Raw genomic sequence first — 15,288 nt, forward strand, 5'->3', positions numbered from 1 at the left:
TAATTACTGGATAGTAACTTTCTGAGTTCCTACTTCTTCTGTTCCGTTGTAGAATACTAGTGTTACTTCATTAAGTTTTTCTGAATTAGCAAATCCAAGTTTAAATCCACCATCTGCCACTGTTGTTTCTGCACCTGCAATACCTTGTGCAACTACACTAGTAACAGTCTTCCCATCCACGATAGTACCTTGGATAGCATGGATGAATTGGCCAGCAATTTCAGATGCCTTTGCAGCTTGAATAGTAGCTATATCTTCAGCAACTACTTCAGCTTCTTCAACTGTAATAGTAGTTTTTGCTTCTACTGCCTTACCTGTAGCATCAGCAGCATCTGCATATACCACTTCTAGTTGATCACCAGCATTTCCTGCGACAGTGTAAGATACTGAGAATATACCAGTATTAACACCAGTTTCAGTCAACTCTACATTAGCAGCACCTACAGTAACAGTAACTTTTTCTACGGTAGTAGCAGACTTGTTTAGGTCAGCATCTTTAACAGTAATTGTTACTGCTTCGCCAACTTTAGCTTTCTCTGGAGCTTCAACTGTTCCAGTAGCTGTTGTTGGTGTTGGGTTTTGTGTATTAGACGCTTTAGATGTAACTAAAACAACATCGATAAAACGAGTTGAGTTCGGGCTGTACACTACTGTTACAGAATCCCCAACTTTAACATCTCTGAACTGTTCTGTTTCTATATTAGAACCTGTATAGTCATAAACGTCAGCACCATTATCAAGTGAATATACAGATCCGTCAACTGTGATTGTTTTATTAGCAACGCTAACAGCATCTACTTTACCTGACTTAGTTGCAATTACATCAACATCTTTAACAAGATCAGTGTTGTCGTTGATTTCTAATACAACAGTCTTTCCTTTAGCAATGCTACCGTCTTTTACTTTGTCAACTTTATAAGTTTCTTCTTTTCCATCAACAAACACTTTAACTTCAACGATTTCATCACTTGTATTACGGATTACCTTTGTAACAACACCATTGTAAAGTGTAGTGTCTTCCGCATCAGAGTTTTCGATCACTAGATACTCAACTTCATCATCTTCGTTGTAGTAATAAGTTGCCTCAGTGATATCGAAACCTTTATCCTTCAAGTCAGCCCAAGTTGTTACTTCGATTTCATCTGCATCAGGATTATATTCAGAACCTGATTTTGATGCATCCCAACCTTCAGAACCATCAAGAACGATAGTGTCAGAAAGAAGTCTATAACCGTTAACAAACTTATCATCAAGCTTTAATTCGTTGTTAGTATTTAATTTGTTGTCAGAGTTTAAGAATTCTAGTTCTTTCACTTGACCATTATCATTTGTTTTAACTTCGAATAATGCGTTATCAGCAGCAGAAACACTAAGGTCAACAATTACTGTTGCAGTTCCGAATGAAGTAGAGACTGTAGTTCCACCAGCGTTGATAGCATTGCCATTTTCATCTAGAGCGATAACATTTCCAGTTGCATTACCAGAAGCGTTATCCGCTAAAGCGAATTTATCAATTTCAACAGATGTTCCTGGGAAGTTTTCATCAACTTCAAACTCAGTACCTGCTGCATTAGTAATCATATCAAGAGCATCAATACGGAATTCGTATAGCTTTTCTTCACTGTTAGTTGTTAAACCTTCAATCTCAACGATTCCTCTTTCTTTGATACCATTGTTATAAGAAACAATTGGAGCTTCAACAGAATGGAATCCAACAGTATTAGAATCAACATCTTCTTGTGCACCAGTGATGAATACTACATCGCCTTTGCGGTCTAAGAATAATGTTACTTCTCCGCCTGCTTGGAATTCTTCAGCGTCGTTATCTGAAAGATCTTTAAACTTATCTCCATCAAGGAATTGAGTTTTCTTTCCGTTGTATTTAACGCTAGTATACTTATAATCTTTTCCATCAATGCGGATATATTCAGCAAATACATCTTCAATTTCACCAGTAACTGTTGTATTTAATACTTCAGCAACGCCGTTCTTTTCGTTAGCATCTTCGTTAAAGTAGATGATGTCGCCTTCTTCAATATCACCAGCAGTGATTTGCTTTCCGTCTTTCATAATCAAGTAATCTTCAAGGTCCAACTCTGAATCATCACCAGCGATTACTACATCTTCATCCATAGAATCTACTACAATGAAATCGTCCCAGTTGTACGCTAAGATTAATTCTACATCACCGTTTTTATCAAATAGAAGTTTAGCATAGTCATATTTGTCACCGTCAGTACCAGCGCCGAATAGGTTGCTTGCTGTCTTCTTTTCATCGTTAAGATATACTTCTACATCTTCAGAAAGAGTATATACATCCCCTGAAGATTTAACCTTAATTTCTCCATCTTCCGTTGTGGAAACTTCTTCAACAACTTCGAAAGAGTCTACTACTACATCTTCTTCAACATAAGAGATGTTAACAAGATCTCTATCTTTATTAAACCAAGCATTCACTTCACGACCAAAAGCATCAGCGTAATCAAATTCAGTATCTTTTGGAATATTAATTGTAGAAGAACCCACTTTGATAGTTCTATCTTTCGGATCAATTTCTACAACTCTTTCATTAACGTGTGCTGGACGGATAAATGAAGTTTGGATTGTTTCACCATTAACAAATACAGTTAAATCATAATATTTAAGTGTATCTAATACCATTTCAGCTACATTTGGTCTTTCGTCTGTAGTGAATAATTCTATAGTAGCGATTTTACCATTTGAAGATAACTTAACGTCTTTAACACCTTTTCTTGCTTTTGAGTCAGCATCTTGAATGATAATATCAGAAGCTTCTACACCAACAACCGGCTTGTTGAATTGCACTTCAACAAATGCACCAACTGTATCAAGCACAGTTACCTTCTCAATTTTTACTTCTTGTACTTTTTCGATCGCGCGTACGATGAATGATGCGAATTGACCACGCTTCACATTTCCAAGTGGATTGAAAGTAGCTTCAGTTGTAATTCCATGTTCAGAAAGCAGGTTAATATTAGCGCGGTGTACTTCCCAAGCTGAATCGTTATCAGTTACTTTTGATTCAACATCTTCAATATCAGTAAGTTCGAATAAACGAGCAACTACTGAAGCCATTTCTTGACGAGTGATGTTTTTACCAGCGTTTAACGCACCGTCAGAACCAGTGAATACGCCAGCTGCACGTACTTTTAAAGCTGCTGCTTTAAGTTCAGTATCAGGTGAAGTAGCAACATCAGTGAATTGTTGAACACCAGTTGTGTCAACATTCCCTAGATAACGAGCGATGATTTTTGCAACTTGACCACGAGTGATATCTTGGTAAGTTCCAAAAGTACCATCTGGATATCCGTTGATAAGACCCATTTCTACTGCCTTATTAACGTTGATTGCATGTGTATCGTTTGCAGATACGTCAGAAAATGCTGCGCTAGCAGCTGGAGCAACAGCAGAAGCTACAACAGCAGCTGTTACTGTACCCGCTAAAAATTTACGGTAAGACTTTGGTTGGTAAGCCATTGAGATATTTCCTCCCTTTAATTAACTAAAAAATTATAAAAGCGTGATCTAAGAGTCTATCTACTTATATATGTATTGAACTCTTAAACTAGCTCGTTAACAAATATTAGTATAGAAGTTTATGGGGTTAATGTCAATGCATATGGTGATTTCCTATAAATTACCATACATATTAATCTGTACCCATAAGAAGCTACTATACATTCTATAATTCTACAGGATTTGCCATAAATATCAATAGATTATTGATATTTTTTTGGTCTTTTGTGAAAAAAGTATGGATTTATGAAGGAGAAACCAACATAATACCTGTCATTCTAACACTCTAGCAAATTTCGACATACACATTACTTCTATAGTTATATTACAGACTACGAATCTTTTGTTACAAAACTGTAAAATAACAATCTTCGATAATATGGTACTATTTTCTTGTCTGAAAAATTTGTAAAATATTCGACTATTATGCCAAGGAGGTTTTTTCCCTATATGTATAGACGATTGATTTTAGGATTGGTTTCAACTTTTGCAATTTTTTTCTTATGGGCTGGATCGGCATCTGCTTCCACGAATTATGATAAGCTTCTTCCAGTTGCAAAAAAGTACATAGGTGTTCCATATAAATATGGAGGAACAACAGCAAGCGGGTTTGATTGTTCAGGATACATAAATGTGGTTTATAAAGAATTAGGTATTAATCTGCCGCGTACGACGAAAGGAATAGCCACAGCTGGTACATATATTGAACGTGATAACCTTCGTGTCGGTGACCTGGTTATTTTCAATACTTTTGGTTCTGGTCCTTCACATGCAGGTATATACATAGGAAATGATGAGTTTATTCATTCGTCCTCAAGCAAGGGCGTTACGATCTCAAGCTTAAATGATCCTTATTATTGGAAAAATAAATACATCGGTGCACGCCGTGTTCTCTCATTTGACCTAGGTGTTGGCGAGTTCCGCGATATTAACTCTGATCATTGGGTTCAGCCGATTGTTAATGAGCTGGCGAAAGAAGAACTAGTACTTGGTTACGAAAACAGTTATTACAAACCGCAAGATAATATCACAAGAGCTGAAGTGGCAGCAATGCTTGCTGAAGCGTTCGACCTAAAAGTGAACAACCGCAGCGGTAATTTCCCAGATGTTAATTCTAACCACTGGGCGGTAGGTGTTGTTAATGCCGTCTACCAAGAAGGAATTTTTCAAGGAAATGATTCTAACCACTTCCGACCAAGCGACGCTTTAACTCGGGGTCAAATGGCTGCTATTATCTCCAGAGCATTTGATTTAGGCGCACCTGCATCAGCAGTTGAATTCTCAGATGTATCTGCAGATCACTGGGCTTATAACGACGTACAGAAGCTTGCAGGTTCCAGAATTACCGTTGGTTTCCCTGACGGAAGCTTTAAACCTGAAGAGCATGTAACACGATCACAGTTTGCAGCGTTTTTATATAGAGCAATGAAATAACAACTTGGCGGGCTGCCAACAGAGTAAAGCCTCGGTTCAATAATTGAACCGAGGCTTTTTGGTTATTTTTATAAAAAAAACACGATTTGCCTCCCTAATGGTGACAAATCGTGTTTCTCTAGCTATTATTCTTCCATCAGTTTAATCGTTCTTTCAAGGAAGAGTGCAAATTGTGATCTTTTGACTGCTTCATTCGGTCTGAATGGGTCAGCCACTGTAATGTTGTTATGTGCTAGTGTGTTAATGTCGTCATAGTTCCAGAATGACCCCTGGTCTGTGAATGAAGTCTGCTGCGTTGGTTCTTCATAGACTTCATCAAATGCTCTGACCAAGATAGCCGCCATTTGCGCACGGGTTAGGGTTTCATTCGGACGAAGTGCTCCGCCGCTTCCCATTAAGCCATGTGCTTCTGCAATGAGCATATCCTCATACCCAATCTGACCCGGCGCCATGTCTGTTGCTTTCATCTCATAGCCTTGTGGCCGTTTCATATCAAGTGCTTTTACAATGAGAGATGCAGCATGACGTCGGAGTAATTGCGTTTCCGGTCTAAACGTGCCATCTGTGTATCCATTAATAATGTCTCGATGCTGCAAGTAAGCAACAGCCGTAGCAACTTCTTCTCTGTTCACATCCGGGAACAAATTGATATTCCCCTCTACAATATTAGAAGAAGCAATATAGCCTTCAAAGCCTGTACCCTTTACCTTATACATGGCATACTGATTTTCAGGGTTTGAAGTCGTCTCAAAAGGACCGCCGATGATTTCTAGCGGATTATAATGCTTCAACTTCTTAGACACACTTCCGTCAATCCCATCTCGAAGGTTGGAATAGCTTAGGTGTGGATTTTGGCTGTGTACCATATCTCCAACCTGATAGTTTTGTGTAGTCCTTGTCTGCGTTGGCCACTTGTAATTTGATGTTTCACCAAAGACGATGATTTCCGGTTTGTCCTCATGTGGATAGCTGATATCAAGTTCAGGTGTCTGTCCAATCTCAAGCAAGCTGCGATTTCTGATAATGTCATAGACGCGTTCTTGATAGGCATCCTCATTTAGATTTGGATCATTACGTTTTGATAAGCCGTTATATGCCATGACAGCAAAATACCAATCTTCAATGCTATTTTTATCATGATTATTGATCGTTGGCAGACGTAAATCCCATTTTTCTAGTAAAATATCTGCCCCAACTTCAATGTTGTAGCGGATGTCGTATTTTACTTTTTCCTTATCAATGCCCTTACTTCCATACTCCTCATCACTCATCGTGATTTGCATCATGCCGATCCCGCCGTCAGCCGTAATGAGCGGTTCGCCATTTTCATCAAATTGCTGAAAACCTGTTTCTACATAAGCAATAGCCTTTAAGATCTCGGCTGGAATTCCTTTTTCATTCGCCACTTCTGTCAGCATTTCCTTAATTTCAGGAACAGTAAGCTGCATTTGCTGATAAGCGTGGATTTGCTCTTTTGTCTTTACAGTCTCATTAATAGTTTCATAGGCAAGGTTGTATGTGGCAGAACCTCTGTTGAAGCCGTCAGCATTATGCTGCACCGCCTGAAGCCTTACTCCAGTGAAATCTTCCCCATTTAATACCCAAGATTTCTCACTATCTAGTTGACCGTGGCGCACCCAGCCTTCCTGCTCATCCTCACCTGTCCACTTTAAAATTTGAACCGGAGAATAAGCGAAGTTGTCATCCTGTGCCACCACGTATGTGTTCTGACCATTTAAATTTTGGCCATAAAGCTTCAAGTCATAACGATTATAAGGTGACTTTTCAAAATCCGTAACATATAAGGAAGGACTTTCTTCTAACGGATATTCTCGGTCAGTCAGTAGATCATTCCAATATCCCATGATGCTTGGATTATCAAATGGTGTATCAATCTGTCCGTTCATTTGCATATGGTCTTTGATGGCCGATTCTGTTCCAAACAGCTGTACATAATCTTCAGCCAAAATTTCCGGCATACTCCATTGGTACTCGCCGCTTCCATCTACATGGACATCAGGAAGTGAGCTTAAGCCTCTCTCCTGCGCATATTGTGATGACAGCCAATTTTCCGGAAGAACCCGCTCTCCTACTATTAAATGGTAGTACGTAAAATGATGTCCGTACTCATGCGATAGTGTCGTTGCCATTGCTTCAGGAGTACCATAGTCATTCCCGCCGTACAGCTCAATCACACGGTCGTCTGAATAACGGATGATGTTTCCTCCATGCTCATAGCTCGCATAGTACTGCCCAAGCACACCTTTACCTGCTGGATAATCCGAGAAAATTTTGACCTTTCCTAAATAAGCAAGCTCTTCGCCTGTCTTATTTTTCAATAATTCCTGCTCAAGTGCTTTTAATTCTTCAACAGTCTTCCAATTCTTACTATAGTCCTTGCTGTAGCTTTCGAACGTTACGCCGCTTTCGCCTGTATATTGCTGCTGAAGCGTGTAGTAATCCTCATAGCTGCCTGCAGCCGCCTGCTTTCCTTGCACTTCGTCAATGACATTCGCGCTTGCACTTCCTGAAAATAGGAATGCTAAAAGAAAGAAGAGGGAGCCAGCTGCTAGTTTCCAATTCTTCATTTCCAATCTCCTTCCACTCTTTTTCTATTATATTAACATGAATAAAGGAGGAACCTATAATAAAAGAAAAGATTGGGAATTTAATAGAGCTAGAGTGTCGTTGAGGTTTTTATATAAAAATGGTCATTGAGCTTGGTAATTGATGTATAAGTACGTCTATTGGACCGATTTTCCTCGAATTTACTGATTTGGGGCCTTTAGAATTTTCTAATGGACCAAGTTATGTAGTTTCCGGCATGTTTGGGTCATTAGACTCTTTCTATTGACCCAAATACCTTCAATGTTACCTATTTCGGGCCATAAGAGTTGCTTAGACCACTATCGTTAACCCTAAACCACAATAACCTTTTTCAAACAAAGAAAAACCCAGCAGTTCAACACCGCCAGGCTTCTCTCCCAATCTATTACTTCACTAAAACCTCTAACTCATAAGCTTTCGTACTAGCACGGCTTGCTGCTTCGCTAACTTCAATGTAATATTGGCCTTTTTGCAGGGCAACTGTACCTACTTCATGATCGGCTACACCATAGTAATCCATTTCCTTCACAAGAGCGCCGTTTGCATTATAGACTTTGATTACACCGTCTAGTGAACCTTCTGTCTTAAATGTTATTGTGGCAGAACCATCCTTCGCCATATTCAATCCATAATAGTCCTTGTCGCCGAAATCAACGCCAGAGTTCAAGTAGCCTTGTGCTTTTAACACACCATTTGCCGCTGTTAGTGCAAGTGGTTTTGATGGAACATTGTTTTTCACAACAGAACCGGCATCTTCATCAGCCTTCGTCATATCTGTTAATACGACTTGATACGGCTGCACAGAAGCTGTTCCCCATGAACCATTTTGGGCCATCACAAAGTAACCTACATCCTTCTTCGCTTTGAAAGACGCACTTACTTCATACGTCAACGCATTCGTTGGGTAGAACGATAATGCCTTCATCGCTTCTTCTGGATCAATGTTCATGTTTCCGTTGCTGTCTTCAATGATCGTTGTGTAAATGTATAATGGTTCTTGTACAGACTTCGGTAAGTTTTTCTTTTCCTCAGCTGTGAATGGTTGAGGAGTTAACTTCAGATTGAAAATCTTTTGATCGGCGCGATGCTTATAATAATAGATGTCGTTATCCGTATTCTGGATTAGGTAGTTTGTATACGCTTTTCCAGGACTGATGACTTTCGCACGGACTGGATCATTTTCATCATTGTCATTTTCTTCTGGTGAATCCATGATCTTGCTCGATTTAATCACATAAGGATCTGCTGACATTGCGTACATTTCATTGCGCATTTGAATAAAATACTTCTTATCCTTCTCTAACGCGGTAGACATCTTAATGTCTTCACCATACGAATAAAAGTATCCGAAATCAGTGATAGGAATTAAATCATTGTGCTCTTCATCATATTCATAAATCGTTCCCCATAAGTAGGTTTCTTCCCCGGCATCTAAGCCGAATTCATAGATCGCATCTGAATCAGAAGTGAATGAATAGAAATCTTCATCTCCTGCGAACTGGAAGTAGCCTTCAACATCTGTGCCAATTGTCATTTCCGGGGCACCGTTTACAATCTGATCAACCATTTCTTCTTCAAACATGCGGTAGTAAGTTTCCGCTTCTTCAACTACATCTTCCGCAAATTTCTTGAAATCAGCTTTCTTCGCTTCCATGTACTCAATTGTAGTCATTTCGTCTTTCATATACATTTCTTCTGGACTGTTCATAGGGTAGCCATCTTCATCAGGAGGCAGCTCTAACCCTTCAATATCTAACTCATAAGGAACACTAGAGTTACCAGGTGTAAAGTCTAAATTAATGCCTGTAAAGAATGGATCATAAATCATATACTCAAAGCTAGGTGCAGCCGAAACCTCTAACACATACTCCATGCCTGGTACCGCTTCAAAGACAAGCTTTTCATCTGCACCTTTGCCACCTTTATTTGACATCTGCACTGGGTATGGCCATGTTTCCCATTCCGGCAGATCCGGCGGACGCTCCATTTCAAAGTCTTGTTTAAAGTATAGCCCGAGTGTGGAGTCGACACCTGGAATTCCGGATACATCGATTGATAGCATTTGCGGTTCTTCTACGGAGAAACTAAAGTAATCCTTATCTCCTTCTTCATCCTCTGAGAAAAGGGTGAATGGTCCATTTTTATCATCAGCGCTTGCATATGGAATCGCTGAAATTGGGATGATATTGTCCTTGGACGATTTGTCACTCTTAATCTCTGAAAGTACCTCCGCTGTGAACGTATACTTAGAATCACCGCCCACATGATAGTTTCCGTTCGCATCCTTGACTGTAATCAACAATGTTCCCGCTGACTCTGCTTTATATAAGTAACCTTCTGCTTCTCCTGCTCTTGCTGCGTTCACCTTTACAGGCTCCGCCGTTGCACCGACCTCTGGAATAAACGTCAGCTCCATGCCATAATCAAATTGCTCTGATCCTTCTAGCCCCGTTTGTAAGTATTCACCTTCATTTAGATGAACTTTGTAGTAATGTCTTTCTTCTGGCTGGGTAAAAGAGCCGCTTTGTGTATCTTCGCCTTTTAACTCAGTAGCATTTGCTAACTTTTGCGCAGCTGTTAATGACTCGATTTTTGGCAAATTAGCTATGTCATACTTTAAAGCCGCAACCGGATCTACAAGACCGTTGGCAAACTTAAGATCGTAGCCTTCTTCCCCTAAGTCTTTCGCCGTTTGTTCTAAAATATATTCCACTTCAAATGGCTTTAAGTTTGGATATTTTGACTTAAGAAGTGCCGCCACACCCGCTACGACCGGTGACGCCATGGACGTACCGCTTGCTTCTATGTAGCTGGAACCTTTTTGAAAATCGTAGACCGTACTGTACACATTTTCCCCAGGTGCCACGATGTCAACAGATGGTCCGAAGTTGGAGTAGCTTGATAATTCATTTTGATCATTTGTTGAGCCAACGCTGATGACGCCATCATAGGAAGCTGGAGATGCATACTCATCCCATCCTTCGTTTCCTGCTGCAGCGACAACCGTAATGCCCGCGTCAATTGCCTTTTGGACCGCGTCTTCAAAAACAGGCGATTCCATGTAGCCGCCTAAGCTCATATTAATGACATCGGCGCCTTTCTCAATTGCATAGAGAATTCCTTCTGCAATGACGTAGTCACTTGCGCCCCATTCTCCATTAAAAACATCAACCGGAAGAATTTTTGCATTAGGAGCAACCCCTTGTCCGCCGATACCATTATTAGCGCCAGCCGCAATGATTCCCGCCACATGGGTACCATGCATATCTGTGAACGAACCGTTGGCAGGATCTGCTGCATTATAAGGAGGCAGTACTTGTGACTTAAGATCTGGATGGTTGAAGTCCAAGCCCGTATCAACTACTGCAACTGTTACATCATTTTTTCCTGCAAATTTTAATGCTTCATCTATTTGTAGCAGAGATTGATGGTATTGTTTATCCTTTTTCGGATCTGGTGCACTACTTGTTTTATACTGAACACTCTGAGTAGCTGATTTTACACCTTCCATATTGCTATAAAATGAGAGAGCCGATTGTAAAGATTGACCTTTTTTCACTTTCACGACATCATAACCTAGCGTAGGGATTGATTTCACCAAAACCGTACCTGCCTTCTGGTGGACAGATGGTGAAAGCTTCTGATCGTATTTAATCACTAGAGTATCGCTGCTAAGCTGGTCTTTCTGTTCCTGCTGCTTTTTATAAGCAAGAATCTTCTTTTCTGTGTCAGATCCTAAGATGTCTTTTAAAATATCGGGCTTTTCTTCTTTCTGTAACTTACTAATTTCATCAAACGTTGCCGCTGATGCAGCACTTGGTACGACTAAAGCCGCCGTTGTTCCAAGCGCAAACCCTGTTTTTAGCCATTTTTTCACAGTTTGACCCTCCCAATGTAATAGTTAAATAGTTTACTACTCTAGTATATGACGGATGGAATTGGAAAAAGTTTCATTTATATGAAATTTTTCAAAATCTTTTATTTTTTTATGGAAAAAGTAGCAATGATTTGGGTAAGATAAGCGTGGATATAAATGGATGTTGTATCTTTTGTTACATAAGATGAAAGTGGAATTAATCAGTGATATACTTAAGTCAAGTGCCATTTTACAAGGAGAGAATAGAATGCTATCTGGATTAAAGAAGCTTATTGGCGACAAACAAGATCGAAAAATTAAGCAATACTACAAGCAAGTCGAGAAAATTAATAGTCTTGAGGCTGAAATTGAAAAGCTTTCAAATCAAGAGCTGCGAGATAAAACGAACTATTTTAAAGAACAGTTAGCAAACGGAAAAACAATTGTTGATATACTGCCTGAAGCCTTTGCGGTCGTCCGTGAAGCATCAAAGCGCATTACGGGAATGCGCCATTTTGACGTTCAGCTGATTGGCGGAATGGTGCTGACCGAAGGAAGCATTGCGGAAATGCCCACGGGAGAAGGAAAAACGCTTGTTGCTTCCCTCCCGAGTTATTTGCGTGCACTAGAGGGAAAAGGTGTTCACGTTATTACCGTCAATGAATATCTAGCACGCCGTGACCGAGAGCTGATCGGGCAAATTCATGAATTTCTTGGCTTAACGGTTGGTTTGAACCTTCCGATGATGCAGCCTGAACAGAAAAAGCTATCCTATGAAGCGGATATTACATACGGAGTCGGAACGGAATTTGGCTTCGATAATCTCCGCGACAATATGGTGTATGAAACAAAGCAGCGCGTGCAGCGACCGTATCATTATGCGATTATTGATGAAGTTGACAGCGTGCTGATTGACGAAGCGAAGACACCATTGATTATTGCTGGTAAAACAGGTGTCAGCTCCGAGCTCAGCTACTTATGTGCTAGAGTTGTGAAAACTTTTAAAGAAGATGAAGATTTTCTATTCGATTTGGAAACAAAGACGACGAACCTTACTGATGAAGGAATTGTCAAAATCGAACGCGGCTTTGATATCGATAACCTCTATGATTTAGAGCATCAGACTCTCTATCATTATGTGATTCAGGCTTTGCGCGCCCGCGTGATGTTTGAACGCGATGTCGATTATATCGTCAAGGATGGGAAAATTCTCTTAATTGATATGTTTACAGGCCGTCCAATGGAAGGTCGTACTTTGAGCAACGGTCTCCACCAGGCGATTGAAGCAAAAGAAGGACTGCATGTAACAGAAGAGAACAAGACACAGGCAGCGATTACGATTCAGAACTATTTCCGCTTGTATCCTGTGCTGTCCGGCATGACTGGTACAGCAAAGACAGAGGAAAAAGAGTTCCAGGAAATCTACGGCATGCAGGTTGTGCAGATTCCAACGAATAAACCGAGAGCACGCGTTGATTCACCGGACCGTGTCTATGATACAGCTGAGCATAAATATTCTGCTGTTGCAAAAAGAGTGAAGGAACTGCATGCAGAAGGACGCCCCGTCTTAATTGGAACTACGTCCATTCTTCAATCTGAAAAAGTAGCTGCGGTTTTAAGGGCAGAAGAATTGAGCTTTGAGCTGTTGAACGCGAAAACGATTGAACAGGAAATTCAATTAATCTCCCTTGCTGGTCAAAAAGGACGGATTACTGTTGCGACAAACATGGCGGGCCGTGGTACCGATATCATGCTTGGTGAAGGTGTCGCTGAACTTGGCGGATTGTATGTCATCGGGACAGAACGTCATGAATCACGCCGCATTGATAACCAGTTAAAAGGACGTTCCGGTCGTCAAGGTGACCCTGGTACAACTGAATTCTTTATTTCGATTGAAGATGACATGATTAAGCGCTTTGCCAGCGATGATGTCGAGAAGTTCAAGAAATCGATGAAAACTGATGATACCGGGAAGATTTTGAATAAAAACATCCACGAGTTTGTCGATCGTGTTCAGCGTATTTGTGAAGGAGCGAACTTCTCAATCCGCGAATACAACCTGAAGCTGGATGATGTCTTAAATGTTCAGCGTAATACTGTTTACGAGCTGCGCAACAAGGTTTTAGAAAGTGATGATTTAATTCCACTTCTCAAGTCGTCGATTGAGTCTTATGTCAAAGAGGAAATTCACCATTGCTGCCCAGAAGATGTCGATACTTCTAAATGGAAGATTGATCGCCTGCAGAAGAATATCTCGGAAATCCTGCCTTCTGGAAAAATCGAACTTCGTAAAGATGTGTTGGATAAGAGTGAGTTGACTGATCCGATCTATGAAGCGGTGAATGCTTATCTTCCATTATTAGATGAGTATCAAGACAAACCGGAAATCGGCGAGGCGATTCAAAGATTCCTTCTATCTGTGGTAGACTACCATTGGCTCCGACATATCGATGCGATGGACCGCTTAAAAGAAGGTGTCGGACTGCGAAGCTACAGCCAGGAAGACCCAATGCGTCAATATGCTCGTGAAGCGTTGGAGCTATTTACACAAATGTACTTTGTGCTTGAGATGGATATTAGTAAGCAGACGGCGAGTTTAGTTCAAGCTTTAGAGAATAGGAAATAAGCTTTACAAGCAGGACCGTTTTGCGTTTCAATTAGAGGGAAGCTTTGCCTTGCTAATCAACCTAGCCAATAGGCAAGGCTTCTTTCACATGATGGAGGTTTTTATATGTTCAATCTTTTTAAAAGAAATAAAAATGTTGGAAAACAAGGTGCAGACAGTACAGTAGATTCAAAGGAATTATTCGGCGGCGAGGACTCCAGTCAGGAAAAGATTGTTAAAACAACCTTATCACTGCCGCCTAACGGAAAGTTAAAACCAGAAGATCGCTACTACTTTCAGTTTTTAAACAATGAACTGCCCCCTTTAAAGCAAAATCAGATTTCATTATCTGGAGTGGAGCTGAAGGTCGATGATGATAGCGGAAAAGTGTTCGTTACTGCGTTCGTACGCAACAGTCTGGCAAGAGGCATTCGCCTTGAAAAAGAAACAACGTTGCTTTTATTAGGCCCGAATGACGAAAGAATTGCGCGCCAACAGTTTGATTTAACCAAAATTGGAGAAATTCCCGCTGAAAGCAGCCGTCCGTGGTATTTTATTTTTGAAGAAAAAAATGTCTTGATCAAAGAGATTCCACAGACTGATTGGAAGCTGGCGTTTGAATTAAAGAAAGCAAAAGGGCCGCATGCCCTTGATTTAGAGGAAAGCTGGGAGAAATCGCTGGCTGACCAGGATAAAGAAAAGCTGGAAAACCTCGTGAAGTCAATGACACCGCCTAAGGCTGGTGAAGTGAATTTCATGGGTGTACAAGCTCGTGTTGCTGATGATGGCGGTTTGCATGTTACTCTGTTGATCCGTAACGGCAGTGAAAAGAACCTTACTTTGCAGCAGCTGCCATTGACAGTGGAAGATGCGTCAGGTGACGTTATCGCTAAGGGTGGCTTTAAACTTGAGGATTTAGAGGTTAAAGCCAATACTAGCAAGCCTTGGACGTTTATTTTCCCGAAGGAGCTTGTGTTGAAGGAAGAGTTGGATTTAAGTAAGTGGAAGGCTTATCCTCCGCAGAAATAAAGTTGATGGCACCGCTTGTTGGCGGTGCTTTTTTAGTCTTTCTACCAAAATTGGTAATCAATCTTTTGGCGGTGGTGCTTCAACTAGCTTCTGCTCAATTCTATTGGACCGGTTTTGCTTATTTTCACTCATATGCGGCCTTTAGAATTCTTCTAATGGACCTAGTTTGCCCTTCCGCACCTTCTTCGGGACTTTAGATTAATTCTATGAGACCAAATCC

Annotated in this window: 6 protein-coding genes; 3 read left to right on the top strand and 3 right to left on the bottom strand. The window is 40.6% G+C overall.

Annotated features, from left to right (window positions below):
* Window positions 1-3: 3 nt before the first annotated feature.
* Complete coding sequence (locus CZ487_RS24630; protein WP_077215001.1) at window positions 4-3,498, bottom strand: S-layer homology domain-containing protein; 3,495 nt, start codon at window positions 3,496-3,498, stop codon at window positions 4-6.
* 489 nt (window positions 3,499-3,987) lie between these two features.
* Here CZ487_RS24630 and CZ487_RS24635 point away from each other — a divergent pair, with 489 nt between their 5' ends.
* The gene (locus CZ487_RS24635) at window positions 3,988-4,971 is read left to right on the top strand and encodes a C40 family peptidase (RefSeq protein ID WP_077215002.1); all 984 of its coding nucleotides are present in this window, start codon (window positions 3,988-3,990) and stop codon (window positions 4,969-4,971) included.
* A 125-nt stretch (window positions 4,972-5,096) separates the two neighbouring features.
* On the opposite strand, the gene CZ487_RS24640 is transcribed toward CZ487_RS24635, so the two are convergent.
* Both CZ487_RS24640 and CZ487_RS24645 read right to left on the bottom strand, forming a co-directional pair.
* The gene (locus CZ487_RS24640; protein ID WP_077215003.1) at window positions 5,097-7,559 is read right to left on the bottom strand and encodes an S-layer homology domain-containing protein; all 2,463 of its coding nucleotides are present in this window, start codon (window positions 7,557-7,559) and stop codon (window positions 5,097-5,099) included.
* 404 nt (window positions 7,560-7,963) lie between these two features.
* Window positions 7,964-11,455, bottom strand: a complete 3,492-nt coding sequence (locus CZ487_RS24645; protein WP_077215004.1) for a S8 family serine peptidase — start codon at window positions 11,453-11,455, stop codon at window positions 7,964-7,966.
* Window positions 11,456-11,702: 247 nt separating this feature from the next.
* Here CZ487_RS24645 and secA2 point away from each other — a divergent pair, with 247 nt between their 5' ends.
* Together secA2 and CZ487_RS24655 are read left to right on the top strand one after the other, a co-directional pair.
* Window positions 11,703-14,060, top strand: a complete 2,358-nt coding sequence (secA2, locus tag CZ487_RS24650; RefSeq protein ID WP_077215005.1) for an accessory Sec system translocase SecA2 — start codon at window positions 11,703-11,705, stop codon at window positions 14,058-14,060.
* 105 nt (window positions 14,061-14,165) lie between these two features.
* Window positions 14,166-15,068, top strand: a complete 903-nt coding sequence (locus CZ487_RS24655) for an accessory Sec system S-layer assembly protein (RefSeq protein WP_077215006.1) — start codon at window positions 14,166-14,168, stop codon at window positions 15,066-15,068.
* The last annotated feature ends 220 nt before the right edge of the window (window positions 15,069-15,288 follow it).

Origin of the sequence: Robertmurraya dakarensis (assembly GCF_900156875.1) — a bacterium.
GTDB lineage: Bacteria > Bacillota > Bacilli > Bacillales > Cytobacillaceae > Robertmurraya > Robertmurraya dakarensis.

What these genes read in the sequence shown, in the direction of transcription:
- CZ487_RS24655 (WP_077215006.1), top strand. Translation starts at nt 14,166, where the DNA reads ATGTTCAATCTTTTTAAAAGAAATAAAAATGTTGGAAAACAAGGTGCA.
- CZ487_RS24640 (WP_077215003.1), bottom strand. Translation starts at nt 7,559, where the DNA reads ATGAAGAATTGGAAACTAGCAGCTGGCTCCCTCTTCTTTCTTTTAGCA.
- CZ487_RS24630 (WP_077215001.1), bottom strand. Translation starts at nt 3,498, where the DNA reads ATGGCTTACCAACCAAAGTCTTACCGTAAATTTTTAGCGGGTACAGTA.
- secA2 (WP_077215005.1), top strand. Translation starts at nt 11,703, where the DNA reads ATGCTATCTGGATTAAAGAAGCTTATTGGCGACAAACAAGATCGAAAA.
- CZ487_RS24635 (WP_077215002.1), top strand. Translation starts at nt 3,988, where the DNA reads ATGTATAGACGATTGATTTTAGGATTGGTTTCAACTTTTGCAATTTTT.